This window comes from Brucella ciceri, from assembly GCF_041930145.1.
Classification (GTDB): Bacteria; Pseudomonadota; Alphaproteobacteria; order Rhizobiales; family Rhizobiaceae; genus Brucella; species Brucella intermedia.
This window is the reverse complement of sequence record NZ_JBHEEV010000002.1, coordinates 192,106-217,541: the sequence shown is the minus strand read 5'-3', so window position 1 is coordinate 217,541 and position 25,436 is coordinate 192,106. Positions and strand designations below refer to the sequence as shown.

Below are 25,436 nucleotides of genomic sequence, written 5' to 3'. Positions count from 1 at the left end.
CGTTGAACCAACGACAAGGGGCGGCCTAGAAATAGGTCGCCCTTTTTTGTTCTGCTGACGTTGCGAATGCGGCGTTCCAACCCATATGAGCCAGTATGATACCTTTGTCCGTTCTTGATCTTTCGCCCGTTCCCGAAGGCAGTGATGCAGCGCAGTCGCTGCACAACACACTGGAACTTGCGCAACATGCCGAACGGCTCGGCTTTCACCGTTACTGGCTCGCCGAGCACCACAATATGCCGGGCATCGCCAGCGCGGCGACATCCGTGGTTATTGGTTACGTCGCGAACGGCACCACGACCATCCGCGTCGGTGCAGGCGGCGTCATGCTGCCCAATCACGCACCCCTAGTGATTGCCGAACAGTTCGGCACGCTGGCGTCGCTGTTTCCGGGCCGCATCGATCTCGGTCTTGGACGCGCTCCCGGCACCGACCAGATCACCGCCCATGCCCTTCGACGCAATCTCGACAGCGATGCAAACGCCTTTCCGCAGGATGTGGTCGAGTTGCTCAACTATTTCAAACCTGCCGAACCGGGCCAGCGCGTGCGCGCCGTGCCGGGTGAGGGGCTGAATGTGCCTGTCTGGATTCTCGGTTCCAGCCTGTTCGGCGCGCAGCTTGCCGCCATGCTGGGATTGCCATACGCATTCGCCTCGCACTTTGCGCCTGCCGAGATGGAACGCGCCATTGCGCTTTATCGCGAGCGGTTCGAACCATCGGAATATATGCAAAAGCCTTATGTGATGCTGGGCCTTAATGTGATTGCTGCCGATACGGACGAAGAGGCGAACTATCTTTTCACGTCGCAACTGCAGGCTTTCGTGAACCTGCGCAGCGGTCGCCCCGGCAAGCTGCCCGCACCTGTCGAAGGCTATATGGAACGGCTTGATCCGGCAGCGCAGGCGCTCGTGCGGCAGATGCTTTCATGCCGCGTCGTCGGTGGACCGGAGACAGTAGCGCAAGGCATCAAGGCCTTTGCGGAGAGCACCGGTGCCGACGAGCTGATGTTGACCGGCATGATCCACGATCACAAGAAACGCCTGCGTTCATACGAGATCGCAAGTCGATCAATCGCCTGACTTGCCAGTCTCCATGTCTGCATAGACCAGATAGCGAAGCGGGCCAGGAGTAATCGCATCAAACGGGTAACAGGTCGCCAGCACGAGGTGGCGGCCTTCGCGGTCCGGCGCGATCCTCGCCTCATCCCACCGCACCACGGCCATGTGGCTGACGCGATAGGAAACCGTCTTTCCGTCGCTGCGAGTGACGAGTATCTGGTCGTTCTCCTCGACATTCTTCAGAAATGCGAAATGCGTGTCGCGATGCGCGGCATAGACGGCCGTTCCCCGTTCGCCCGCCATCGGCGTATTGTCCAGATGGCCGGGGCCAAAAGCCAATGCCTGCCCGCTGGCGCCTTTCAGGGCAATGGCTGATTCTTCAAGCCGCGGGACTTCGATACGGGCTACCGGCCAGGTGTCGGCCCAGTTCCACGGTTTGACGGGAGCGCCTGTTTCAATGCTCTCTGAAAACGCCCGTTCAAGCAGGATTTGTGCGACAAACGCTTTGGCATGTATCCACATTCCCTGACCGGAAAGTACCAAACCCATTGCGACCAGCATCATGCCAAGCGCGGGAAAAAGGGAGCGCTTCAGCGCGCTCCCCGTAACAAACCGACCGACAGCCATCACACATTCTCCCTGCGGCGGAAGAACCAGAGGACGAAGAGCCCGACCAGCATCGAACCGAGGCCTTGCATGAGCAGGAGCGTCGCTGGCGTTGCCGTCTGCGGCAGCGGAAGGGGCTGCGACGGCGATGATGGTGAAGCAAGGCGCTCATGGCTGCGAACAGGGGCGCTCACGCCATTCACGTCCATACTTGCATGCTCCTCGACATTGCGTTCCGCACGGATGCCGAACAGCTTGTCATAATCCCAGCCAGCAGGCAGTTGCAGCGGAATATCGGCGCGGGTGAGCGGTGTGTTGGCCGGTCGCGACGGCGTCTTGTCGACCGCAACGAGGCTCGTCAGCCGGCTAATCAGATGATGTTCCAGTGCGAGCCGAAGAATGCGCGCATCGGCAGCGTCCTGAGAAATCTTGCCAAGGGTAAGTTCCACTTCGGCATCATCAATCTTGCGGCGAGCCCACAATTTTGAAATGCCTTCCGCATTCATTGCCTGATCGAGCGGCAGATTGACTGTCCATGGACGGCCATCAATCTGGCCTTCGATGACAAGGTTTCCGGCTGCCTTGCCCATCCGCGCAGCGATAACCAGTGGTTCGCCACGATAGAGGTCGGGCAGAAGGGATGGGGTCATGCTTACATTCTTTTCCGAGAAATTGGCCTTCAGATCGGTAACTGCAGGGTTTTCTAGCTTGTCGAACAGAGCCCGCATGCGTTCGTCCACTTCCGCCGCCGACCCGATATGGGTGAAGGTTCCGCGTCCAAGTTCCGCCGCATGGTTCATCAGATAGGAATTGGGGGCAGAACCGATACCGACCATGAAAATGCGCGAGCGCCCCCGACGTGCTGCAATGGCATCCAGCAATTGCTGCTCATTGCTGATCTCGCCGTCAGTCAAAAACACGATCTGGCGCAATCCATTGCCCTGATGGCTGTCATCAAGCGCTGCATGAAGGGCTGGCAGCATTGCCGTACCGCCTTGCGCTTCAAGGCTCGTCACGAAACGACGGGCGGAGGCGATATTCTGCTGATTGGCCTCGACCGAATCCTCAAAGAACCTGGTCAGCGTGTCGTCGAAGCGGATCACGTTGAACCGGTCTCCGGGCTGAAGATGCGACAGTGCATAATCCAGGCTGGCCTTTGCCTGTTCGATGGAAGTACCGCCCATCGATCCGGAATTGTCGATCACGAAGACGACTTCACGCTGCGCCTTTTTTGCGCTGGCAACAGCCGGTGGCGTGACATAGGCAAGCACATAGTCGTCCTTGCCGACATGTTCGCGGAACAGCCCGACCTGCGGTGCATCATTTGCAACAGCACTCCATTCCAGAACGAAATCGCGGTCCGCAGCAGCGGTGCCGTCCAGCGCAATCTCTCGCGTGTCATCATTCGCCGTAGCGATCCTGACCTTGTGGTAAAGGCTTTCAACCTTGCCAAGCGGGAAGCCGGGCTTCAGTTCGACCGAGATGCTCACAGGATTGGTCCGCAGTTCAGCCGGGGGAGCTAGGGGCGTTACAATCGGCGCGTTATAAGGATCGGGCTTGCCAGTGTCGCTCGACTTGCCCCAGCCATTTTTCATTTCGACTTGCTGGACAACGGGTGAGGCAATGTCCGGATTGTAGCGCGGTGCAACGACCAACGGCACACGCAGCGAAAAACGCTCATCGGCAAGCCGCACCGCCTGCTGATACTCGATCTGGATGACAACTTTTTCGTGCGGGCCGATGTTGGCAACCGCATTGGTGAACACGTTCGGCCGCTGCTGTTCGATCAGCGTGGCTTTCTTGCCTTCGCTTTTCGCCTTTTCATATATTTCACGGGCTGCCTGCTTTTCCTTGATGTCAGCGACAATCACGCGATCGCCGATAACCATCTTCAACGAATAGACTGCACTTTCTTCGGGCAATGGAAAAACATACAGGGCTTCGACGAAACTGTCGGTCGGGTTCTCGAATGCCTGCGTCAGCCGGGCTCGGGCCGTCGGCCCGCTCACATCGAGATTGACGTCCGTCGCAAGCCGAGGGGCTTCGACATAACGACCGGCTTCGCTTGTTTCCAGCAGAAGGCTGCCGGATTGAACCTCGTTCGGTGTGACCAGACCGGATGTTTCGGCACGCGCCTGAACAATCTGCAACAGGCAGAAAATGACGGCCAGCGCGGGCAGCAACGCCATGTTGCATAACCAGACGAACGAACAGAAGCGGGAGAGTACCCCGCCTCCAATGCTATGATTTGAAAGACTTGTCGCCGGTGACATGACATGCTCCTTGTTCACCTCGAAGAACTGGAGCCATTGTCGCCGGAGCGGCTGTTTCCACTCCAGCGTAAGCTTTGCCAAGTTTCAGCCGTCCCTTTCCGCAAACCGCCTTGCCCGTTACGCATATGTGTGGAATTGTGAAGAAAAGTACGCAGTTCAGGATAAGCCATGTCCGATCAGGACTCTCACCTTCCCGACCAGATCAATACCCGCGTTGCCGTTCGGGTTCGTGAGGAAATCGCAAGACGGCGAATTTCGCGCCAGCTTCTGGCCGATGAAGCGCGGATCAGTCTTTCGACATTGGAAAAGGCGCTGTCGGGCCACAGGCCCTTCACGCTCGCAACGATCATCCGGCTCGAACAGGCAATGGGCGTAGCCCTGCGCGAGCAGGCGGGTGAAGCTCCCGTTCAACTGACCAGAAATGGCAACAGCCACGCAGCGGAAGAACTGGGGGCCTATTCGCGCGCCTCGGTTTCATGGCTCGAAGGCGATTACCTCACCTTGCGTCCATCCTTCGGCGAGGACAAGGCGCTCTTCGCCTATATCACGGAAATCGGTTGGGATTTCGATGCCGGGCATCTCAATTTTCGTGAGCGGGAACGTTCCGACGTTTCGTTCTCGCAACAGGGAGCGGTTTCCGTTCCGCATCTTTCGGGGCACATCTATCTGGTCACGAATACGTCCGGCCAATATCGCATGGCCGTCCTCTCTCGCCCCAGCATCACGGGTGAAATGTTTGGTATCCTGACGACATTGCGGGCCGGGCAGGGCGCACATCTGACACCCGTTTCGACGCCACTTGCGCTCGTGCCGATGCGGCAATTCACCAGCCCCTCATTCGGGCGTATACGCGCGGACGATCACTCCTTCGCCGACTATGCGGCGATCCTGCGCAAGACCCTGAACGACGGCTATGCAGGTTTCGTGGCCGGGTGAGCCGCATTCTCGCTTTTGATTTCCGCGAGCAGCCAGTCCCGAAAAGCAGATACAGCCGGAGTGCTCGAACGAGCCTTCGGCGTCACAAAGTAATAGCTGCTCGGGCTTCTGACCGTATGCTGGCAGGCGACCACAAGCTGTCCGTTCTCGATTTCAGCCCGTATGAGGAAGAGCGGCATCAGTGCCACGCCCAGACCGGCAATGCAGGCCTGCGAGACATTTGAAAACTGCTCGAAACGCATCCCCGGAGAAACCGGGGCGGCGATATCGAGGCTCTTGAACCAATGATCCCATGCGCCGGGGCGTGACGCCATGTTGAACAAAGGGAGCGGCAGAAGATCGGTCGGCGCCTGCACGGGATGTTGCTGGAGAAAAGCGGGACTGCACACAGGCGCCACCGTTTCATCCATCAGGAAGACACTGTCGGCGTTGGGCCAGTCCGGCTGGCCGATATGGATCGCCGCATCCAGCCCTTCGCGATCAAAGTCGAACTGACCGATACGGGTCGCAAAATTCAGGATGATATCCGGATATTTTGCCACGAAACGCGGTATGCGCGGTATCAGCCAGCGTGTCCCGAATGTCGGCAGGAAGGCCAGATTGAGCGTGGTGCCGCGCATCTGCGACATGACTTGCAGTGAGGCGGCCCGAATGGACGCCAGCGCCGGCCCCACAGCCTTGAGATAGGCGCGTCCGGCATCCGACAACACCACATGACGACTGGTGCGGTCGAAAAGTGCCGTTCCGAGCTGTTCTTCAAGCGTTGCAATCTGTCGGCTCACCGCGCCTTGCGTTAGCGACAACTCCTCGGCCGCAGCCGAAAAGCTCTCATGCCGCGCAACGGCATCGAAGGCGGCAAGCGCACTGGTGGAGGGAAGCAGGCGTCGGGAGATCGAAGTCATGATCCATTACTAAATGGAATAGATCGATGAGTAAACGTCGATTGCACCGAACTGCGGCACAGTCCATATTTCCTGCAAATTTTCATTGAGGAGAATACACTGATGTCACGTGCGGCTTTTAGCTGGGAAGACCCGTTTCTGCTGGATGACCAGCTGAACGAAGACGAGCGCATGATCCGCGACTCGGCCAAGGCTTTCGCAACGGATGTTCTGCTGCCTCGTGTCGAAAAGGCCTATCTGGATGAGACGACCGATCCTGAACTCTTCCGTCTCATGGGGCAGGCTGGACTTCTGGGCGTGACGCTTCCTGAAGAATACGGCGCGGCCAATGCGGGCTATGTGTCTTATGGTCTGGTAGCGCGTGAAGTCGAGCGGGTCGATTCCGGTTATCGCTCCATGATGAGCGTGCAATCGTCGCTCGTGATGTATCCGATTTACGCCTATGGCTCCGACGAACAGCGCAAGAAATATCTTCCGGGCCTCGTCTCCGGCGAACTGATCGGCTGCTTCGGTTTGACCGAACCTGATGCGGGCTCCGACCCGGCAGGCATGAAGACCCGGGCGGAAAAGATCGACGGCGGCTATCGTCTCAGCGGCTCCAAGATGTGGATTTCGAACTCGCCGATTGCCGACGTTTTCGTCGTCTGGGCCAAGTCTGCCGCGCACGACAACGCCATTCGCGGCTTCGTGCTCGAAAAGGGCATGAAGGGTCTTTCCGCGCCGAAGATCGGCGGCAAGCTTTCGCTGCGTGCATCGATCACCGGTGAAATCGTCATGGATGGCGTCGAAGTTTCGGAAGATGCGCTTCTGCCGAATGTCTCCGGCCTCAAGGGTCCGTTCGGCTGCCTCAATCGCGCTCGTTATGGCATTTCCTGGGGCGTGCTGGGTGCGGCGGAAGATTGCTGGTTCCGTGCGCGTCAATACGGCCTTGACCGCAAGCAGTTCGACAAGCCGCTCGCAGGCACGCAGCTTTATCAGAAGAAGCTCGCCGACATGCAGACCGAGATTGCGCTTGGCCTTCAGGCATCCTTGCGCGTCGGTCGCCTGTTCGACGAAGGCAAGATGGCGCCGGAAATGATCTCCATCGTCAAACGCAACAATTGCGGCAAGGCGCTGGATATCGCCCGTCAGGCACGCGACATGCACGGCGGCAACGGTATCCAGATCGAGTACCACGTCATGCGTCACGCGCAGAATCTGGAAACGGTAAATACCTATGAAGGCACGCATGACGTTCATGCGTTGATCCTGGGCCGCGCCCAGACCGGCATTCAGGCTTTCTTCTGATAGCAGTTAGAGCATTTCCTGTTTTTCATCAGTCGTTGGAAATGCTCTATCCATTTGTTTTTACGCATGTCTTTAACCCGAAACCGGTTCCCGCTTTCGGGAGACATGCTCTAGCCAAGCCTTCCATTTGGGCCCGTTCGCAGTTCGCGGGCGGGCCTCTTTATTTTTTGTATGGGATTGCAGAAAATGCAGAACACACCGCTTGACGGTCTCAAGGTGGTAGAACTGGCGCGCATTCTTGCCGGGCCATGGGTGGGGCAGACGCTCTCCGATCTGGGAGCCGATGTCATCAAGGTTGAAAGCCCCGAGGGCGACGATACGCGCAAATGGGGCCCGCCTTTCATTGATGTGGAAGGCGAACGGTCTGCTGCCTATTTTCACGCCTGCAACCGCGGCAAGCGCTCGATCACGGCCGATTTCCGCACCGAAGAGGGCAGGGAACTGGTCCGCCAGCTCGTGGCTGACGCCGATGTCGTCATCGAAAACTTCAAGCTGGGCGGCCTCGACAAATACGGCCTCGACTATGAGAGCCTGAAGGCCATCAATCCGCGCCTGATCTATTGCTCGATCACCGGTTTCGGCCATACAGGCCCTTATGCGGAACGCGCAGGCTACGATTTCATGATCCAGGGTATGGGCGGCATCATGGATCTGACCGGTGAACCGGACCGGGAGCCGCAGAAGATCGGTGTGGCTTTCGCCGACATTTTCACCGGCCTCTACAGCGTGATTGCAATTCAGTCAGCGCTCATCATGCGGGAACGCACCGGCACCGGCCAGCATATCGATATGGCGCTGTTCGACTGCATGTCGGCGGTACTTGCCAATCAGGCAATGAACTATCTGGCGTCCGGCGTATCGCCGAAGCGCATGGGCAATGCGCATCCCAACATCGCGCCCTATCAGACGCTGCCGGTTTCCGATGGCTATTTCATCATCGCCTGCGGCAACGACGGACAGTTCGGAAAACTGACTTCACTGCTCGGTATCGGTGATATTGCAGCAGACGAGCGCTTCGTCAGCAATTCGGCGCGCGTGGCCAACCGGGCGGCCCTGACGGCGCTTCTGGAAGAAAAGACCCGAGCGTGGAAGCGCGACGATCTTCTGGCCGAGCTTGCCAGAATCGGCGTGCCTGCCGGCCCGATCAACACGGTGGCCGATGTGTTCGCAGACCCGCAGTTCGAGGCGAGGGGGATGAGAATAGACCCGCAAGGGGTTCCCGGCCTGCGCACGCCCATTCGTTTCTCTGGTGCCGAACTGAAGCTCCACAACCGTTCCCCGAAGCTTGGTGAACACAGCGAAGCGATCCTCTCGGAGATTGGAAAAGGCTGAGCGAAAACCCGAAACTCTATCGGCGCGCTCTTCCTGGAAGGGCGCGTTTTCGTTTGCAATGCATTGAAGAGAAGTGAAAGTTTCTAATCAAGAAACGGCTTTAACCCCTTGCGGGGAAAGTATTTGAAATTGTTCTTGAGAGAAGATGGTGCGGTCGAGAAGACTCGAACTTCCACGGGTTGCCCCACAGCGACCTCAACGCTGCGCGTCTACCAATTCCGCCACGACCGCCCGTGGTAGGAGCCGAACTCCGTCGGCGAGTGGGCATTTAGCAAATCACTTTGGGGTGCACAAGCCCCATCTGCATCTTCCGGCAATCTTTTTGAAAAAGAATGTGAAAAAGCTTGTGCTCAATCACGACAGAAGGGAAAGAAACCCAGAATTTCCGGGCTTTTTCAAAGACTTCCACAAATCAGAAAAATTTCTGAAAAACGTCATCAAGCGGATGCGCGGCGGTCAGCGACCAAGCTGAAGGGAGCAACGGGAAGCGAATCCGGTGAAATCGATTCCCCCGGATTCGTTTCGGCTGTCGAAAATCAGCCCGCGATGCCCTGCAGGCGCTTGATATCCTCAAGGCGCTTCAGCGTTTCTGTATATCCGGCGTCAATGGCTTCGGATGCGCGATGGAAATCGGCAAGCCCGATCTGTCCCACGATCGGCATCAGCGTGACGTCCGGCGGGTCGCCAGCCATGCGGGCGCGCGATATGCGATCCTGAATGATGTTGAAGGCTTCCATCATCACGCCGGTAATGCCGAGACGCGCTTCCTTCTCGCCATGGATTGCGTCGGCAAGACTGTCCTGCCGGGTTTGCGCGTGTTTGATGACCGCCGCGCGACCATACTGGTCGTAGTGGAGATTGACCGCCAGAACGAGGCGCTGCTCATAAGCCCTGCATACGGATACCGGCACGGGATTGACCAGCGCGCCGTCGACCAGCACACGTTCCTGCCAGCGCACAGGCTCGAAAACGCCGGGCAGGGCGTAGGAGGCGCGCATCGCTTCCACCAGAGGGCCGGAGGACAGCCAGATTTCGTGCCCGGTGCGCAACTCGGTGCAGATCGCAACAAAGGGACGATCCAGTTCCTCGATGCGCAGCCCATCCAGATGCTCACGCAGGCGACCGTCCAGTTTCATGCCGCCGAACAACCCGCTGCCGCGAAATGTAATGTCGAGAAGATTGAACATGCGCCGCCGGGTAAGACTGCGGGCGAACTCTTCCAGTTCGTCCAGCTTTCCGGCCAGATAACAGCCGCCAACAAGCGCGCCGATCGACGTGCCGGCGATCATCTCGATATCGATATTGGCTTCGTCCAGCGCGCGCAGCACGCCGATATGGGCCCAGCCGCGTGCAGCGCCACCGCCCAGCGCCAGGGCTATCCGGCGCGGGTCTCGCTTGATTTCAGGCTTTTCAGCGGGTTCTTCTGCTGGCAGAGCAAGGTCGTTATTCGCAGCCTTCCGCTTCTGCCCCCATGCAAGCATCACGATGGACACCTCTTCGTTTCCACCCGAAGCACTTCCGGCAAAAGAGCCCGGTAAAAGGGCAAACGGTTTGCGTCAGGAAATGCACAGGCAAATAGCTAAAACGATTCCGACAGTTCCGTTTGGCGGGAACAGCTTCACGTTAGTGAAACATAGTATCCAAAGAATAAATGCTGCGAATTGATGGCGCGACTCATATTCGCGCCATCACATCCTTTTGACCGGGGTTAGTGCCCGTGATCGCAGGAGCCTTCAACGGCCAGGGAAATATCGCCGTTCTCGGCAATAACCTGCCGATAGAAGCAGGAGCGGCGTCCTGTGTGGCAGGTTGGTCCATCGCCAGCCACGCGTACTTTCAGCCAGAGCGCGTCCTGATCGCAATCGGTGCGCAACTCGACCACGCTTTGCAGATTGCCCGACGTCTCGCCCTTCTTCCAGAGCGTGGAACGCGAGCGTGACCAGTAATGCGCAATTCCCGTTTCGAGGGTGAGCCGCAGCGCTTCCTCATTCATATGGGCGACCATCAGCAATTCGCCGTCACGCGCATCGGTAACGACAGCAGTGATGAGGCCCGATGCATCGAAGCGCGGCATGAATGCCGCGCCTTCTTCTATGGCCTTCTTGTCGGAAGGCTGTGCAGGAAAGAAGCTCATTTCAGCCGCTTATCTGCGGGTCAGGGTCATGAAGCGAACCTGCTCCTCCGCATTTACCTGCATTTCGCCGGTAAAAGTGGTGGTGATGGTCGTCGAACCCTGCTTGCGTATGCCGCGCATGGCCATGCACATATGCTCCGCCTCGATCATCACGGCAACGCCGCGAGGCTTCAGAATGCGCTGGATACTGTCGGCGATCTGCGCAGTGATGCTTTCCTGCGTCTGCAGGCGGCGCGCGAAAATATCCACGACGCGGGCAATCTTGGAAAGGCCAACCACCTTGTGATCGGGCAGATAGGCGACATGCGCCTTGCCGATGATCGGCACCATATGGTGCTCGCAATGCGAATGGAACGAAATGTCCTTTACGAGAACGAGATCGTTATAGCCGCCGACTTCCTCGAAAACCGTACCGAGGACTTCTTCCGGGCTTTCCGTATAGCCTGCGAACAGTTCCTTATAAGCCTTGGCCACACGCTTCGGCGTTTCCAGAAGGCCTTCGCGTTCCGGGTCGTCTCCAGCCCAAAGCAAAAGCGTGCGTACCGCCGCTTCCGCATCGGCCTGCGTCGGCTTGCCATGCAAAAGAGTTACATCTGCCTGCTTGTTCGGCAGGCCGGATTCGTCATCTTCTTTGAGGATGCGAGCGTCCATCAGTATTCTCCAGTAGTCTCCTTCAAGGAGGAGACGAGTTAAACGGACAATACAACGATACGCTTTGCGAGCGGGCGATGTATTGATCCGGCGCTTACGGTCACCGGACAGGTTTTCGTGCGACTGCCCCCGGGGTCTGTGCTATTGTTACCCATGGCGCAGACGCTACTTGCCTATTATATAGACAATAAATTGCAACTTCAAACCGCAGCCGGGCGACAAATTTATGTTTTTCTCCGGCACGGCGGAAGGTCGCCTCGATGATCGATGATATTTACAACAAACGCATCCTGGAATTCGCCGGAAACATGGAGCGCCTTGGGCGTCTTCCCGAACCGGACGCGGTTGCCAAGGTGCATTCCAAGCTGTGCGGCTCGACCGTTACCGTCTATATGAAAATGGCCGATGGCGTCGTGACGGATTTCGCGCATGAGGTGAAGGCCTGCGCGCTTGGACAGGCTTCTTCCTCCGTCATGGCGCGCAATATCATCGGCGCTTCCGCGGAGGAACTGAAAGCCGTTCGCGATGAAATGTACAAGATGCTCAAGGAAGACGGCCCGGCACCGGAAGGACGCTTTGCCGATCTGAAATATTTCGAGCCGGTGCGCGAATACAAGGCGCGCCATGCCTCCACGCTGCTGACCTTCGATGCGGTTGTCGATTGCATCCGGCAGATAGAGGAGAAGGCCAAAGCTGCCTGATGTGTTCCTCCGGCAAGGATCATGCGGGCGAGGGGCCGCGAAAACGCTATAGCCGGAACTTTACCGATCCCTGGCGCAAGACGCCGGGAAGGCTGATCGGCACGGCATTCGTACGTTTCTATCAGGTGACATTATCGTCCCTCATCGGCAATTCCTGCCGGCATCTGCCGACCTGTTCCGAATATGCCTACGAAGCCATCGCACGTCACGGACTGTGGAGCGGCGGGTGGATGGGGCTGTTTCGCGTCATGCGCTGCGGGCCGTTCGGCACACACGGATTCGATCCCGTACCCCGAACGCTCCCCAATGAATTGAAATGGTATCTGCCCTGGCGCTACTGGCGGTGCTCATCTCCGCGTGGGGATTTCTGACAGTTTTTTGTTAGCTGATTATAATTCATTAAGGATATCAACGTTTCATTGAGAATTGGAATTTAAGGCAGTGCTGTGGTCTTTTTCGGGCCGCAATTTGCCTGCATGTCCCCCTCGGCGTTCATATTCCTGCGAGCTGTTATGCTGAAATCATCGTCCCGCCTTTCGCGTCTCATTGCATCCTTTGCGCTTGGTGCAGGTGTGCTTTGTACATCCGCGTCCATGGCGAGCACCTCCTGGGTGGTTTTCGATGCCGATAGCGGGCGGATTCTCGGTCAGGACGACGCCAATATTCAGCATGCGCCTGCTTCGCTGGCGAAAATGATGACGCTTTATCTCGCTTTTGAGGCGCTCAAGACCGGTAGGCTGCATTGGGACGATGCAATGCCCATTTCGAAGAACGCCGCATCCAAGGTCCGCATGAAGCTTTGGCTGAAGCCGGGCGAAACCATCACCGTGCACGACGCCATCTATGGCATGATCGTCATATCGGCCAATGATGCGGCAACCGTAATGGGCGAGTATATGGCGGGATCGGAAGCCGCTTTCGGTCGCCTGATGACGCAACGGGCGCGCCAGATCGGCATGAAGAGCACTTTCTTCGTCAATCCTTCGGGTCTGACTGCCAAGGCCACACAGCTTACCACCGCCCGCGACATGGCAATTCTCGGCATGAGCCTGCGTCGCGACTTTCCGGAACAATATGCGCTTTTTTCCACGCGCTCCTTCACGTTCCGCAACCGCGTCCTGAACGGTCACAACACCCTGATGTACCGCTATCAGGGCGTGGACGGCATCAAGACCGGCTATACGGACGTGTCCGGCTATAATCTCGTTTCTTCGGCTATCATCAATGACAAGCATCTTGTCGGCGTTGTTCTTGGCGCCGGATCGGCGCGGCAGCGCGACGACCAGATGGCGAAGCTTCTGACACGATTCAGCACCGAAGACGCCGATACCAAGGGGCAGCTCGTCGCAATGGCCAAGCCGCAGCCTGTCGCGAAGCAAACAGCCGCAGCCCAGCCGAAAGCCGACGCAGTCGCCGGGCTGATCGACGATTCGCGCATCGAGCAGGGCGATGGCGGGTTCCTGATCGCCTCTGCCGCTGGCGCATCGGCCTGGACGATCCAGCTTGGCGCTCCGCCGACGCTTGACGGCGCAAAGCAACTGCTGGCCAGGTATCGACCTGCGGTCGACAAGGTCGCGCCGGGGCTGAAGGCTGAAATTTCTCCGGCCGAAAAGCGTCGCAAGGTTTATCGCGCGCGTTTCTCCGGCTTCAAGGATTCGGCCTCCGCCGAAAAGGCATGCGCTCAACTGAAGCAGCAGAAGATTGATTGCCTGCCGATCCGGAACTGATTTATTCTTTTCAACGTCGATAAGCGCGACCTGACGCTGTCAGCGTGTCGCGCTTTACTGACCGGGCGAAAAAGACTAGAACCCAACCTTCATTTCATACGCATGAACCCCACCCGCAATCGTTGGCGGGACTGGATAAGGATGACTAGAATGTCGAATACCGTTTCCATGCAATTTCCCGATGGCTCTGTGCGTGAATACGATGCGTCGATGACCGGCGCCGGTCTCGCGGAATCGATTTCCAAATCACTTGCCAAAAAAGCTGTTGCCTACGCCGTCGATGGCACTGTGCGCGATCTTTCCGATCCCCTCGGCGCTTCCGGCAAGGTCGAGATTCTGACCCGCGAAGACCCGCGCGCGCTCGAACTGATCCGCCACGACACGGCGCACGTTCTGGCAGAAGCCGTGCAGGAGCTCTTTCCGGGCACACAGGTTACCATCGGCCCCGTCATCGAAAACGGTTTCTATTACGACTTCGCGCGCAATGAACCGTTCACGCCCGACGATCTTCCCGTGATCGAAAAGAAAATGCGCGAGATCATCCAGCGCAACAAGCCGTTCACCAAGGAAATCTGGTCGCGCGAAAAGGCCAAGCAGGTTTTTGCCGACAAGGGCGAAAACTACAAGGTGGAACTGGTTGATGCCATTCCAGCCGGGCAGGATCTCAAGATCTATTATCAGGGCGACTGGTTCGACCTCTGCCGCGGTCCGCACATGGCCTCCACAGGCCAGATCGGCAATTCCTTCAAGCTGATGAAGGTTGCCGGCGCCTATTGGCGCGGCGATGCCAACAATCCGATGCTGACCCGCATCTATGGCACTGCCTTTGCGAACGATAACGATCTTCAGGCCTATCTCCATATGCTTGAAGAAGCCGAAAAGCGCGATCACCGCCGCCTTGGCCGTGAAATGGACCTGTTCCATTTCCAGGAAGAAGGGCCGGGCGTCGTGTTCTGGCACGCCAAGGGCTGGAAGATGTTCCAGAACCTGGTGAGCTATATGCGCCGCCGCCTCGACAGCCACGGCTATCAGGAAGTGAACGCGCCGCAGGTGCTGGACAAGTCGCTGTGGGAAACCTCCGGTCACTGGGGCTGGTATCGCGACAACATGTTCAAGGTGACCGTCGCCGGGGATGAAACCGACGATGATCGCGTGTTCGCGTTGAAACCGATGAACTGCCCCGGCCATGTGCAGATATTCAAGCACGGCCTGAAATCCTATCGCGATCTGCCGATCAAGCTTGCTGAATTCGGCAATGTGCATCGCTACGAACCGTCCGGCGCATTGCATGGGCTGATGCGTGTGCGCGGCTTTACGCAGGACGATGCGCATATCTTCTGCACCGAAGAGCAGATGGCAGCGGAGTGCCTGCGCATCAACGATCTCATCTTGTCGGTCTACAAGGATTTCGGCTTCGAGGAGATCACCATCAAGCTGTCCACCCGTCCTGAAAAGCGCGTGGGGTCGGATGAACTATGGGATCGTGCAGAAAGCGTGATGATGTCGGTGCTGGATCAGATCCAGCAGCAGTCCAACAACATCAAGACCGGCGTCCTGCCAGGCGAGGGCGCGTTCTACGGGCCGAAGTTCGAATATACGCTGAAGGATGCCATCGGCCGTGAATGGCAGTGCGGCACCACGCAGGTCGATTTCAACCTGCCGGAACGCTTTGGCGCTTTCTATATCGATAAGGATTCGGAAAAGCGCCAGCCGGTGATGATCCACCGCGCGATCTGCGGTTCGATGGAACGCTTTTTGGGCATTCTGATCGAGAACTTCGCCGGTCACATGCCTTTGTGGTTCGCGCCGGTGCAGGTTGTCGTTGCCACGATCACCTCGGACGCCGATGAATATGCCGCACAGGCTGCCGCCAAGCTGAAGGCCGCCGGATTGCAGGTCGCAACCGATCTGCGCAACGAGAAGATCAACTACAAGGTTCGTGAGCACTCGTTGCAGAAGGTTCCGGTGATCCTGGTTTGCGGCAAGCGCGAGGCGGAAGAAAACACCGTCAATATGCGCCGTCTCGGTTCCCGGGATCAGGAATCGATGACGCTCGACGAAGCCATCGCGCGCCTTGTTGAAGAGGCAACGCCGCCCGATCTGCTGCGTCTGAAGAATGGCAATTGATAATAAAAAGGCCGCGCACTGCGCGGCCTTTGATTTTTAAGGCGGGGAGAGTCTAATCCATACTGTCCTGAGCAGGTTCGGATTCGCCATTGGCGACGACTTCAACTTCCTCGTTCTTGCCGGACGACACCTTGAAATCACGCTGATAAATGCGGTCCTTGTTCTTGGCGACCGCAACATAATCGCCCTCAATGAGAACCATTGATGAATAGGCGCCGGCGCTTTCGCGCACCACATCGCCGGAAGCGTTGAGGATAGACCAGGATGTGTCGGCGAGTGCTTCGCCGCCGCGCTCGCGCACAAGCTTCAATGTCACTTCCGCAGCACGATGCTGAACGGTCGCTTCGGTCAGTTTACCGGCCTCCACCCGAATATCCGCACGGATGATGGCGTTCGCCGAGCCATAGTTAGAAACAACGTGATAGGTGCCGCTGTTGAGGCGGATGATCGTGTTCGGCTTGACGTCAGGGACGATCAGCGAACGGTCACTATTATCCTCGTCGGCATAAATCGAGAAACGCAGGAGATCATTGTTGATCTTGCCGCCATCGGGCAGGATAGCGCTAAGCTTCATCCCACCGGCATCCAGCATCATCACTTCATGGCGCGTCGCATTTCCAACCGTGATCCGCTTTGTGGCACCCGCGCGCCCATAGGCGACATGCACGAGATAGCTGCCTTCGGGCAGGTTGAAAACTGCGCCGCCGCCCTGTGCGCTCGCGATAAGCGGCAATTGACCATCAGCTCCGACATCGGGCGAGAATACACGCCAGACAAGCCCTGCCGGGATGTCTCCGCCGTCCTCACTCAGTCGCGCCTTGAGATCGAGTTCCCGCGTCTGGGCAAGCGGATTGTTCTCGGGACTTGAGGGGGAGGCGTAATTGTTCAGCGTCGGGAGATTGAGCGCCGGTTGCGGCAAGTCGGGCAGGCCGGTCGTCGTGGTCTGCAACTGCGGAATATGTGTCTGCGGATCGAGGCCCTGAGCCAACGATGGCACTGCACTGACGGCAAGCATGATCGCTGATAGAAGCGATCCTCCCCCGAGGGCTGTTTTTCTCTTTGAATAAAGCAGGTTCAAGCAATCCGACATGCTGTATTTTTGAGCCCATGCGGGTGGCGAATTCAAGGCCAAATCGCTTTCGGAGCCCGCATTTTTGCAAATTCATGCAATTGTTCCATCCTTGAATTTTAACTTTACAGTTCGGGTGCAACGGGCGAGAAGAGGCAGCTCCAATAAGTGGAGCAATATAAGCAGCATTTTAGTGATGAGGTTATCCGTGGCCCACCCGGTATTCGATTTTCTGGCGCAGCGCAGTTCCACCCCGATTTCGGCGATTACCGAACCGGCACCCGAGGGCGAGGAACTTGCAGCACTGCTGAAAGTCGCCGCGCGCGTGCCGGACCACGGACGTCTGACGCCGTGGCGTTTCATCCTCTATCGTGGCGATGCACGTGTCAGGGTTGGCGAATATCTGGCCCGGCGTGCCGAAGAAATTGAAGGCCCGCTTCCGGAAGGTCGGAAGGAAAAAGAGCTGACGCGCTTCTCCCGCGCGCCGCTCGTCGTTGGCGTCGTGTCATCGCCCGTCGCCCACGAGCGCATTCCGGAATGGGAACAATTTCTGTCCGCCGGAGCTGTAGCGATGAACCTTTGCACCGCTGCCAATGCGCTTGGATACGCTACCAACTGGATTACAAACTGGTATGCCGACGACGCGCCCGCCCGCGCATTTCTGGGGCTGGCGCCCCATGAATGCGTTGCCGGGTTCGTTCATGTCGGATCGGCAGCAAACAAGATGCCGGAACGCCCGAGAGCGGATATGGACAAGATCGTATCGGAATATTCCGGCCCGTGGGAGCAAGCCTAGAATCGGCTTTAACAACCATTGCTAATCAACGGACAGGCTTATGTTTTACGAACCGAGGGAAGGGCACCCGCTGCCCCATAATCCGTTCAAGGCGATCGTCGCCCCCCGCCCCATTGGCTGGATAGGGACGCAATCGAAGGAGGGCGCGGTCAACCTCGCGCCCTATTCCTTCTTCAACGCGATCTGCGATACGCCGCCAATGGTCATGTTTTCCTCGAACGGTGCGAAGGACAGCGTTTCGTTCATCGAGCAGACCGGTGAGTTCACCGCAAATCTGGTGAGCGATTATTTGAGAACGCAGATGAATGCGTCATCCGTCAACGCCCCGCGCGGCGTCAGCGAGTTCGACTATGCGGGTCTCACCAGGGCAGCAAGCAAGCTTATCGCAGCACCGCGCGTCAAGGAAGCCTACGCCGCGCTTGAATGCGTTGCGGTGGAAATCAAGCGATTGCAGGATAAAGAGGGCAGGCTGACCGACAATTACATGGTGATTGGCGAAGTTGTCGGCGTCCATATCGATGAACAGGTCTTGACCGATGGTCTCATCGATATTGCCAAGACCAGACCTGTCAGCAGGCTGGGCTATATGGATTTTTCCACGACGGAAAGCGTCTATCAGATGTTCCGGCCAAAATGGGAAGACGAGAAATAGGCGTCATCAGAGCATGATTCCGGAGAGTGGGAGCCCGCCTTCAGGCAAAAGCTTTGAGGGGGCGATCCAACCTGACAGAACCCCGTTCTAAAGGCCCTTTTTCTTCGCCTCCCCCCAGATTGCTTCCATTTCGTCGAGGGTAGCAGCGTCGAGATCGCTACCGGCTTCACCGAGTGTCTTTTCGATGAAATGGAACCGCCGCTTGAACTTTTCATTGGCGGCGACAAGTGCAGTTTCTGCGTCGATTTCGAGATGGCGGCCAAGATTGACCATGGCAAACAGCAGGTCGCCATATTCCTCTTCGATATTTCCGCGTTCCTGTGCCGCCATTGCTTCCTTGAGCTCTGCGGTTTCCTCGGCGATCTTGTCGAGAATCGGTGCCGCTTCAGACCAGTCGAATCCGACTTTCGCAGCCTTCTGCTGAAGTTTCAGGGCGCGCAGCAGGGCGGGGAAGGCTTGTGGAATATCATCCAGGAAGCCGTTCTTTTCTGTCGTTTCAAGTCCAAGTTTGGAGCGCCGCTCGGCCCGTTCGGCCTTTTCTTCTGCCTTGATGCGGTTCCACGACCCCTTGGCCATGCCGGCACTTCTGGCTTCGGCGTCACCAAAAACGTGCGGATGTCGCCTGATCATCTTATGCGTGATGGCTTCGACAACATCGCCGAATGCAAAGCTGCCCTGTTCCTCGGCCATGCGCGAATGAAACACCACCTGCAACAGCAGGTCGCCAAGCTCTTCACGCAGATCGTCCATATCGTTGCGCTCTATGGCATCGAGGACCTCATAAGTTTCCTCGAGCGTGTAGGGCATGATGGATTCGAAACTCTGTTCCACATCCCACGGACAGCCGGTTTCCGGGTCGCGAAGCGCTGCCATGATTTCCAGCAAGCGATCAATATTGCGGGATGGTTTCATCTTCGCTCCATCAAACTTGGCTAATCCGTGTCTGTCAATTCGAGAGAATCGTGCCGGATGGCTTGAAGTCTGTTACTGATTTTGCATAGTCAGCCGGGGATCGCACATCGGGGCGGTATGTTCAACAAGCGGATACATAAACGATGACAATTCTTGTGACTGGCGGTGCCGGCTATATTGGTTCGCACACCTGCGTTCAGCTCATCGAGGCAGGCCACGACGTCGTTGTGGTCGATAATTTTGATAACAGCCACCCGGAAGCCCTGCATCGCATCGAACAGATTACCGGGCGCACGCCGCGCCGTGAAGCAGGTGATATTCGTGACCGCGCCTTTCTGGAACAGGTGATCCGGCATCACAAATGCACCGCCGTCATTCACTTCGCCGGTCTGAAGGCTGTGGGAGAATCGAGCGAAAAGCCGATGCTCTATTATGATTGCAACGTGGTCGGGACACTCCGACTGTTGCAAGCCATGGAGGCCACGGGCGTCAAAACGCTGGTTTTTAGTTCGTCGGCCACGGTCTATGGCGATCCACAAAAATTACCGATCACCGAAGACCAGCCGCTGACGGCGACGAATCCTTACGGTCGCACCAAGCTCGTCATCGAAGACATGCTTCGCGATATTTATAATGGCGACAATAGCTGGAAAATCGCCATCCTGCGCTATTTCAACCCGGTTGGCGCGCATGAGAGCGGCCTGATCGGTGAAGACCCGAAGGGCATTCCAAATAATCTGATGCCCATCATCGCGCAGGTCGCGACCGGCCGCCGCGAGAAACTGAATGTCTGGGGCAATGACTATCCGACGCCTGACGGCACCGGCGTTCGCGACTATATCCATGTGGTCGATCTGGCGGCAGGGCATCTGAAAGCGCTCAAGAAGCTTGATGAGCCGCAGTGCTTCTCGGTCAATCTGGGCACGGGGCAGGGCTATAGCGTTCTCGATGTGGTCAAGGCCTTCGAGCATGTTTCCAACCGCGAGATCAAATATGAGATCGCACCGCGCCGTCCTGGCGACGTGGCGGAATGCTACGCCGATCCAACCTTTGCCCGCGACTTCCTCGGCTGGTCAGCGGAGAAGAACCTGCGCGAGATGTGCCAGGACATGTGGCATTGGCAATCGAAGAACCCCAACGGCTACGAATGAACCGGACAGGGCCGAATTAGTTCATAGTTCGGGCCCGCTCTTGAAATTGCGAGCTGTTTACGGACATCGGGGGATTGCAACTCCTCCCGAGACTTTTGAAATGCCGCGAGATTGGACGATATGATGCGTTTCCTGCCTGACAAATTCACCAGCATGCTGATCGTAACCATCCTGTTTGCGTCCGTGCTACCCGTACATGGTGAATTTGCGGAGTGGTTTGCACTGGCGACGAAATTTGCTGTCGGGCTCCTGTTCTTCCTGCATGGTGCCCGGCTGTCGCGAGAGGCTGTCGTTGCAGGCATAACGCACTGGAGACTGCATCTGGCGGTGCTCTCATCGACGTTCATCCTGTTTCCTATCCTCGGTCTGGCGGCAGGCTGGTCCGTTCCTGGACTGTCGCAGTCAGCCTTTTACACAGGCATCCTCTTTCTTTGCGTTCTGCCTTCGACGGTCCAGTCATCCATCGCCTTCACCTCAATTGCGGGCGGCAACGTTTCGGCGGCAATCGTGTCGGCGTCAGCGTCAAACATTTTCGGCATGTTTCTCACACCGTTGCTGGTCGGCCTGTTGTTTGCGGTCAAAGGCGGTGGCGGAATATCGGTCGACGCGCTTGAATCAATCCTGCTGCAACTGCTGGCGCCATTCGTGCTCGGGCAAATCCTGCAACCCTGGATCGGGAGTTTCATGCGGCGCCACGGCAAGGCGCTCGGTTTCGTCGATCGCGGTTCAATCCTGATGGTGGTCTATCTGGCTTTCAGCGAGGCCGTGGTTGAAGGCCTTTGGCGTACCGTTTCCTGGGACGATCTTGGCATGATGGTGGGCGTCAATATCGTCCTGCTGGTCGCCGTGCTGCTTGCGACCTGGTACGGAAGCAAATGGCTGGGCTTCAACCGGCCGGACCGCATTACGATCATGTTCTGCGGCTCGAAGAAGAGCCTCGCCAGCGGCGCACCAATGGCGAGCGCCATTTTCGCCGGAGCGAATGTCGGCAGCATCGTTTTGCCGCTGATGCTCTTTCACCAGATACAGCTCATGGCCTGCGCAGTGATCGCCAGAAAACTGGCCGATCATAAAGATCACGACGAACGTGTTACGGCTGCCGCGGAGTAGGGCGTTCTCCTATTTTTCTGGAAATAGAAACGTCGTTACGAAGCGGGCGCCCCATTTGGGCCCGTCCGACGGTGCTTCGGCATAATACCGCGCAGAAACACCGAGGCTGACCCGTTGTTCTCCGAACTTGAAAACCTTCGATATGCCCGCGTTGATTGGCACGGTCCACTGCTCCGAGGTCCAGTCATAGGAGGATTCCGATGAAAGGCTCAGCGCTGTCGTATCGGGAAAAGTATAGGTGAGAAACGGCTGGACAAAGCTCTGGCTGACAGCCTCACGGTCGCTGTGCCCGGCATAGGACCATATATGGTTGGCCAGTGCGCCATAGGTCCAGCCGCCATGCTGCTTGAGGATGACACCTGTCGGGCCTGCCCCCCATTTGCCGGTGCCAAGCTCGCTGCTGGTGGCGGTCGGCCACAGAAACACGGGGCCAACGCCCCAGGTTATACCGTTCAGAGATTGCGCCGGCGAAAGAAAGAAACTCTGTTCTGTGTCGCTCAGACCAAAACGACTGTCGAAACCGGCCGCTGGAGCCTCCTGATAGACGACAGGCACAATTGTGCGGACGATAAGGTTCCAGTCCTCATCCAGCGAAAACGGAATGACGGGCTGAATGTTGAGTGAATATCGGTAAGCATCCTTGGGGCCGAAGCAGCAGTCGTAATTCTGCTGGAAAGGAACACTGATGAGGCTTGAAATGGGGTTGGCGAGTTTTTTGGCCAGTTCCTGTTCTGCATCAGCGCGCGCGAGATCGATACTAGCGGAAACAGCAGCCAGGAAGACCAATAATTTCAAAATTGAACTGCGCACCTGAGCCTCATTACAGTTAAATAATACAATGATGTAAATGCCCGTAAAGTATCATGACGCTACCATTACGATTTTATATTTCCATCGATTATTTTTCCCAATGAAAATTATAAACAATATTAGATTTATCTGTTTTATTTAAAACGGAAACAAACCTTTCCATAATGCGCTTGCGAGTGCAATTGGATCGGCGTAGGAGAACGGGCAGGGGCCGGCTCTGCGATTACGGGATTCCGGCCTTCAAATATTCTAACGAAATGTGCGCAATTGTTGCGCTGTCTTTGCACGTGCGCGGTGCAAGGTGGAGAAGGCAGAAATCAATGGCAAAGAACGATGCCCAGGCTTTTGATCAGGAAGCACTAGCAGAAGCCTATAACCGGGCTCTCGCTCTGGAAAAGGCTGGTGATTTCGATGCCGCTGCCAAGGCATATGAAGATGTGCTGCGCATCGATCCTGATGACCATGGCGGCGCTGCCGTGCGGCTTGCGAGCATGGGACGCGGCGCAGTGCCGTTAAAGGCGCCGGATGCCTATGTGTCCACACTCTTCGATCAGCACGCCGAAATGTTCGATACGATCCTTGTAGACCAGCTAGGCTATGACGTTCCGCTGCAGCTGCGCGAAATGCTCCTTGAACTGGACGACGAGTTTTTCGCAGAACGCATGCTTGATCTCGGCTGCGGCACCGGTTTGTCCGCCGATGCGCTCGACGACATGGCCGGACATAAGACGGGCGTCGACATTTCTGAAAACATGATCGAAGTCGCTTACGAGAAAGGCGATTATCAGGCGCTGTTTGTCGGCGAAGCCGTACGCTTTCTCGAGACCACCGATGAACCGCAATGGGACCTGATCGTCGCCACCGACGTCCTGCCATATATGGGCGAACTCGAAAAATTCTTCGCGGGCGTTGCCGCGCATCTGTCGTCAGGCGGACATTTCGGCTTTTCAAGCGAGACATTGGACGATGCGCGACTGGCCGGACGCGCATTCATGGTCGGTGATTATCAGCGCTTTGCACACGCACAATCCTATGTGCGTGCGATGCTCGACAACCATGATATGGACTGCGTGCGCTGCGAAGATATTGTCGTTCGCAGTGAACAGGGAGCGCCGGTTCCAGGACATCTCTATATCGCGCGGCGGCGCTGATTTTCACGCTGGCTACATGTCCTCGAAAGCAAGGGCAGCTTTCATAATGGCATCGGCTTTGAGGTCAGGTTCTCACGCGAACTTCACATCGGATAGTTCCATAATCTATCTTATGCAATCGACGTATGTTAGCCAGGGTGGGTTCCAGCGTAAAGTGCGACTTGCAGATGAGCTGCCTTTTGCGTCATGCGTTTTGTACCGATCGACCGTGCACCTGCCCGCTCTGCGTCGTTGATTTCAATCATTCCCTAGAATCGCGGACCATGGGAGACACGGCGGGGTTCACAGCCGTCCGTTTCGGCTTCTAAGACCAAAGCATGCGTGTACTGCTCGTCCATATGCGCTAATACGCAGGCGGCGCCGTGACCCACAAATCGAACGGTGGCAGTATCCGGCGTTGGACGCAGCGAGCGCCATTTCCGGCTCAAGCCCGGAATGGCGAGGAAGGTAGTTTTAAAGATGTTGGAAGCACGTATTCGCAACACTTCGCTTCGGGACAAGATCATTACCGCGGAACAGGCCGCGAGCCTGATTAAAGACGGCATGGTCGTCGGCATGAGCGGTTTCACCCGCGCTGGTGATGCCAAGGCCGTGCCGGTGGCCATGGCTGCGCGCGCTGCGACCGACCCTTTCAAGATCACGCTGATTACCGGCGCATCGCTTGGTCACGATGTCGACAAGCTGCTCACCGAAGCCCATGTGCTTTCGCGGCGCATGCCATTTCAGGTCGACAGAACCCTGCGGGCCGCCATCAATCGCGGCGAAGTGATGTTCATCGACCAGCATCTTTCCGAAACCGTCGAGCAATTGCGCTCGAACCAGATCGGCCCCATTGATTATGCGGTCGTTGAAGCGCTTGCCATAACCGAGAGCGGCGGGATCATTCCCACGACATCGATCGGCAATTCCGCGAGCTTTGCCATTCTGGCCGAAAAGGTCATCGTGGAAGTGAACCTCAACCAGTCCATGGCGCTTGAAGGTCTGCACGACATCTATATCCCAACGAAGCGCCCTTCCCGCGACCCGATACCGGTCACGGCCTGCGACAGCCGCGTCGGCCTGCCCTACATTCCAATCCCGCCGGAAAAGATCGCAGGCATCGTCATCACGAAGGAGAATGACAGCGCATCGACCGTCGAACCGGCCGACAGTGAAACCATTGCCATCGCTGGCCATCTCATCGAATTTCTGATGCAGGAAGTAGCGGCCGGGCGTCTGGACCTGACGCTCAATCCGCTTCAGGCGGGTATAGGCACCATTGCCAATGCAGTCTTGAACGGTTTTGCCGACAGCCCGTTTCACAATCTGCGCATGTATAGCGAAGTGTTGCAGGATAGCACCTTCGATCTCTTCGATGCCGGAAAGCTGGACTTTGCATCGGGATCGTCCATCACGCTCAGCCCCGCTTGCGGAGAGCGCGTTTTCAACAATATCGACCGCTACCGCGACAAGCTCATTCTGCGTCCGCAGGAGATCAGCAATCACCCGGAAGTCATCCGTCGTCTCGGCATTATCGGCATCAATACCGCGCTGGAATTCGACATTTACGGCAATGTGAACTCCACGCACGTAGACGGCACACATATGATGAACGGCATCGGCGGTTCAGGCGACTTCGCCCGCAACGCCTTCATTTCGATCTTCGTGACCAAATCCGAAGCCAAGAACGGCGCCATATCGTCCGTCGTACCGATGGTTACGCATGTCGATCACACCGAACATGACGTGGATATTCTTGTGACCGAGCAGGGCCTTGCAGACCTGCGCGGCCTCGCCCCGCGCGAAAGGGCGCGCGCGATCATAGACAACTGCGCGCATCCGGACTATCGCGGCCAGCTTAACGATTATTTCGACAGGGCCTGTGCGCGTGGCGGACATACCCCTCACCTGATCGAAGAAGCTTTCAGCTGGCATCAACGCCGCCGCGAAACGGGCAGCATGCGCAAATGACGAGTTGGAAACTCCAGAACTGAACAGCGCGTTGCGTTTTAAGTTCTTGCTTATAAAGCGGAACCTTCTTTTTCTTGGAACGTTAACCGGCACATTGTTTT

23 protein-coding genes and 1 tRNA gene are annotated in these 25,436 nt (G+C 57.1%); 14 read left to right on the top strand and 10 right to left on the bottom strand.

Going from position 1 to position 25,436, the window contains the following annotated elements; translation table 11 throughout:
- Positions 1–95: 95 nt before the first annotated feature.
- Entirely contained in the window at positions 96–1,079 is a 984-nt protein-coding gene (locus JNC63_RS04190) for an LLM class flavin-dependent oxidoreductase (protein ID WP_063882357.1), read from the top strand.
- On the opposite strand, the gene JNC63_RS04185 is transcribed toward JNC63_RS04190, so the two are convergent.
- Together JNC63_RS04185 and JNC63_RS04180 are read right to left on the bottom strand one after the other, a co-directional pair.
- Positions 1,068–1,685 (bottom strand): class GN sortase, encoded by a 618-nt coding sequence (locus JNC63_RS04185; RefSeq protein WP_063882355.1) that lies wholly within the window; start codon positions 1,683–1,685, stop codon positions 1,068–1,070. The two genes, JNC63_RS04190 and JNC63_RS04185, sit on opposite strands and share 12 nt — an antisense overlap.
- Entirely contained in the window at positions 1,685–3,853 is a 2,169-nt protein-coding gene (locus JNC63_RS04180; protein ID WP_245670688.1) for a marine proteobacterial sortase target protein, read from the bottom strand. The genes JNC63_RS04185 and JNC63_RS04180 overlap by 1 nt, the downstream gene beginning before the upstream one ends.
- Positions 3,854–4,105: 252 nt before the next feature.
- Here JNC63_RS04180 and JNC63_RS04175 point away from each other — a divergent pair, with 252 nt between their 5' ends.
- On the top strand, positions 4,106–4,873 hold the full coding sequence (locus JNC63_RS04175) for a helix-turn-helix domain-containing protein (RefSeq protein WP_063882353.1): 768 nt from the start codon (positions 4,106–4,108) through the stop codon (positions 4,871–4,873).
- Here the strand turns inward: JNC63_RS04175 and JNC63_RS04170 are convergent.
- Positions 4,849–5,775 (bottom strand): LysR family transcriptional regulator, encoded by a 927-nt coding sequence (locus tag JNC63_RS04170; protein ID WP_021585126.1) that lies wholly within the window; start codon positions 5,773–5,775, stop codon positions 4,849–4,851. The two genes, JNC63_RS04175 and JNC63_RS04170, sit on opposite strands and share 25 nt — an antisense overlap.
- A 102-nt stretch (positions 5,776–5,877) precedes the next feature.
- Between JNC63_RS04170 and JNC63_RS04165 the strand changes: the two genes are divergently transcribed.
- Both JNC63_RS04165 and JNC63_RS04160 read left to right on the top strand, forming a co-directional pair.
- Positions 5,878–7,062: an acyl-CoA dehydrogenase gene (locus tag JNC63_RS04165; RefSeq protein WP_021585127.1), complete on the top strand. Its 1,185-nt coding sequence runs from the start codon at positions 5,878–5,880 to the stop codon at positions 7,060–7,062.
- Positions 7,063–7,248: 186 nt separating this feature from the next.
- The gene (locus JNC63_RS04160) at positions 7,249–8,394 is read left to right on the top strand and encodes a CaiB/BaiF CoA transferase family protein (RefSeq protein WP_063882426.1); all 1,146 of its coding nucleotides are present in this window, start codon (positions 7,249–7,251) and stop codon (positions 8,392–8,394) included.
- Positions 8,395–8,540: 146 nt separating this feature from the next.
- Here JNC63_RS04160 and JNC63_RS04155 read toward each other — a convergent pair.
- The 4 genes from JNC63_RS04155 to folE form a co-directional block, all read right to left on the bottom strand.
- Positions 8,541–8,625 (bottom strand) — tRNA-Leu (locus tag JNC63_RS04155).
- A gap of 305 nt (positions 8,626–8,930) precedes the next feature.
- On the bottom strand, positions 8,931–9,878 hold the full coding sequence (locus tag JNC63_RS04150) for a patatin family protein (protein ID WP_063882424.1): 948 nt from the start codon (positions 9,876–9,878) through the stop codon (positions 8,931–8,933).
- A gap of 224 nt (positions 9,879–10,102) precedes the next feature.
- The gene (gene hisI, locus JNC63_RS04145) at positions 10,103–10,528 is read right to left on the bottom strand and encodes a phosphoribosyl-AMP cyclohydrolase (RefSeq protein ID WP_063882350.1); all 426 of its coding nucleotides are present in this window, start codon (positions 10,526–10,528) and stop codon (positions 10,103–10,105) included.
- A 9-nt stretch (positions 10,529–10,537) separates the two neighbouring features.
- A complete protein-coding gene (gene folE / locus JNC63_RS04140) occupies positions 10,538–11,179 on the bottom strand; it encodes a GTP cyclohydrolase I FolE (protein WP_006466810.1) in 642 nt (213 codons plus the stop codon).
- Between the two features lie 260 nt (positions 11,180–11,439).
- On the opposite strand from folE, the gene JNC63_RS04135 reads away from it, so the two are divergent.
- The 4 genes from JNC63_RS04135 to thrS all read left to right on the top strand — a co-directional run bounded on the left by JNC63_RS04135 (position 11,440) and on the right by thrS (position 15,734).
- Positions 11,440–11,880, top strand: a complete 441-nt coding sequence (locus JNC63_RS04135; protein ID WP_025089536.1) for an iron-sulfur cluster assembly scaffold protein — start codon at positions 11,440–11,442, stop codon at positions 11,878–11,880.
- Positions 11,880–12,251, top strand: a complete 372-nt coding sequence (gene yidD / locus JNC63_RS04130) for a membrane protein insertion efficiency factor YidD (RefSeq protein WP_063882348.1) — start codon at positions 11,880–11,882, stop codon at positions 12,249–12,251. Before JNC63_RS04135 ends, yidD begins: the two co-directional genes overlap by 1 nt.
- Positions 12,252–12,392: 141 nt before the next feature.
- Entirely contained in the window at positions 12,393–13,607 is a 1,215-nt protein-coding gene (locus JNC63_RS04125; RefSeq protein WP_025089534.1) for a D-alanyl-D-alanine carboxypeptidase, read from the top strand.
- Positions 13,608–13,757: 150 nt separating this feature from the next.
- Positions 13,758–15,734, top strand: a complete 1,977-nt coding sequence (gene thrS / locus JNC63_RS04120) for a threonine--tRNA ligase (RefSeq protein WP_006470462.1) — start codon at positions 13,758–13,760, stop codon at positions 15,732–15,734.
- 52 nt (positions 15,735–15,786) lie between these two features.
- On the opposite strand, the gene JNC63_RS04115 is transcribed toward thrS, so the two are convergent.
- Complete coding sequence (locus JNC63_RS04115; protein WP_006470463.1) at positions 15,787–16,749, bottom strand: RgsD C-terminal domain-containing protein; 963 nt, start codon at positions 16,747–16,749, stop codon at positions 15,787–15,789.
- Between the two features lie 262 nt (positions 16,750–17,011).
- Between JNC63_RS04115 and JNC63_RS04110 the strand changes: the two genes are divergently transcribed.
- Both JNC63_RS04110 and JNC63_RS04105 read left to right on the top strand, forming a co-directional pair.
- Positions 17,012–17,599, top strand: a complete 588-nt coding sequence (locus JNC63_RS04110) for a nitroreductase family protein (RefSeq protein WP_063882343.1) — start codon at positions 17,012–17,014, stop codon at positions 17,597–17,599.
- Positions 17,600–17,639: 40 nt separating this feature from the next.
- Complete coding sequence (locus JNC63_RS04105; protein ID WP_063882342.1) at positions 17,640–18,251, top strand: flavin reductase family protein; 612 nt, start codon at positions 17,640–17,642, stop codon at positions 18,249–18,251.
- 87 nt (positions 18,252–18,338) lie between these two features.
- Here JNC63_RS04105 and mazG read toward each other — a convergent pair whose 3' ends face one another.
- Complete coding sequence (gene mazG, locus JNC63_RS04100; protein ID WP_063882340.1) at positions 18,339–19,163, bottom strand: nucleoside triphosphate pyrophosphohydrolase; 825 nt, start codon at positions 19,161–19,163, stop codon at positions 18,339–18,341.
- Between the two features lie 143 nt (positions 19,164–19,306).
- On the opposite strand from mazG, the gene galE reads away from it, so the two are divergent.
- Positions 19,307–20,314, top strand: a complete 1,008-nt coding sequence (galE, locus tag JNC63_RS04095) for a UDP-glucose 4-epimerase GalE (protein WP_021585139.1) — start codon at positions 19,307–19,309, stop codon at positions 20,312–20,314.
- Between the two features lie 123 nt (positions 20,315–20,437).
- The gene (locus JNC63_RS04090; protein ID WP_063882422.1) at positions 20,438–21,424 is read left to right on the top strand and encodes a bile acid:sodium symporter family protein; all 987 of its coding nucleotides are present in this window, start codon (positions 20,438–20,440) and stop codon (positions 21,422–21,424) included.
- Positions 21,425–21,433: 9 nt separating this feature from the next.
- Here JNC63_RS04090 and JNC63_RS04085 read toward each other — a convergent pair whose 3' ends face one another.
- Positions 21,434–22,234: a hypothetical protein gene (locus JNC63_RS04085; RefSeq protein WP_063882338.1), complete on the bottom strand. Its 801-nt coding sequence runs from the start codon at positions 22,232–22,234 to the stop codon at positions 21,434–21,436.
- 320 nt (positions 22,235–22,554) lie between these two features.
- Here JNC63_RS04085 and JNC63_RS04080 point away from each other — a divergent pair, with 320 nt between their 5' ends.
- A complete protein-coding gene (locus JNC63_RS04080) occupies positions 22,555–23,385 on the top strand; it encodes a class I SAM-dependent methyltransferase (RefSeq protein WP_063882337.1) in 831 nt (276 codons plus the stop codon).
- Between the two features lie 459 nt (positions 23,386–23,844).
- A complete protein-coding gene (scpC, locus tag JNC63_RS04075; protein ID WP_063882335.1) occupies positions 23,845–25,335 on the top strand; it encodes a succinyl-CoA:acetate CoA-transferase ScpC in 1,491 nt (496 codons plus the stop codon).
- The last annotated feature ends 101 nt before the right edge of the window (positions 25,336–25,436 follow it).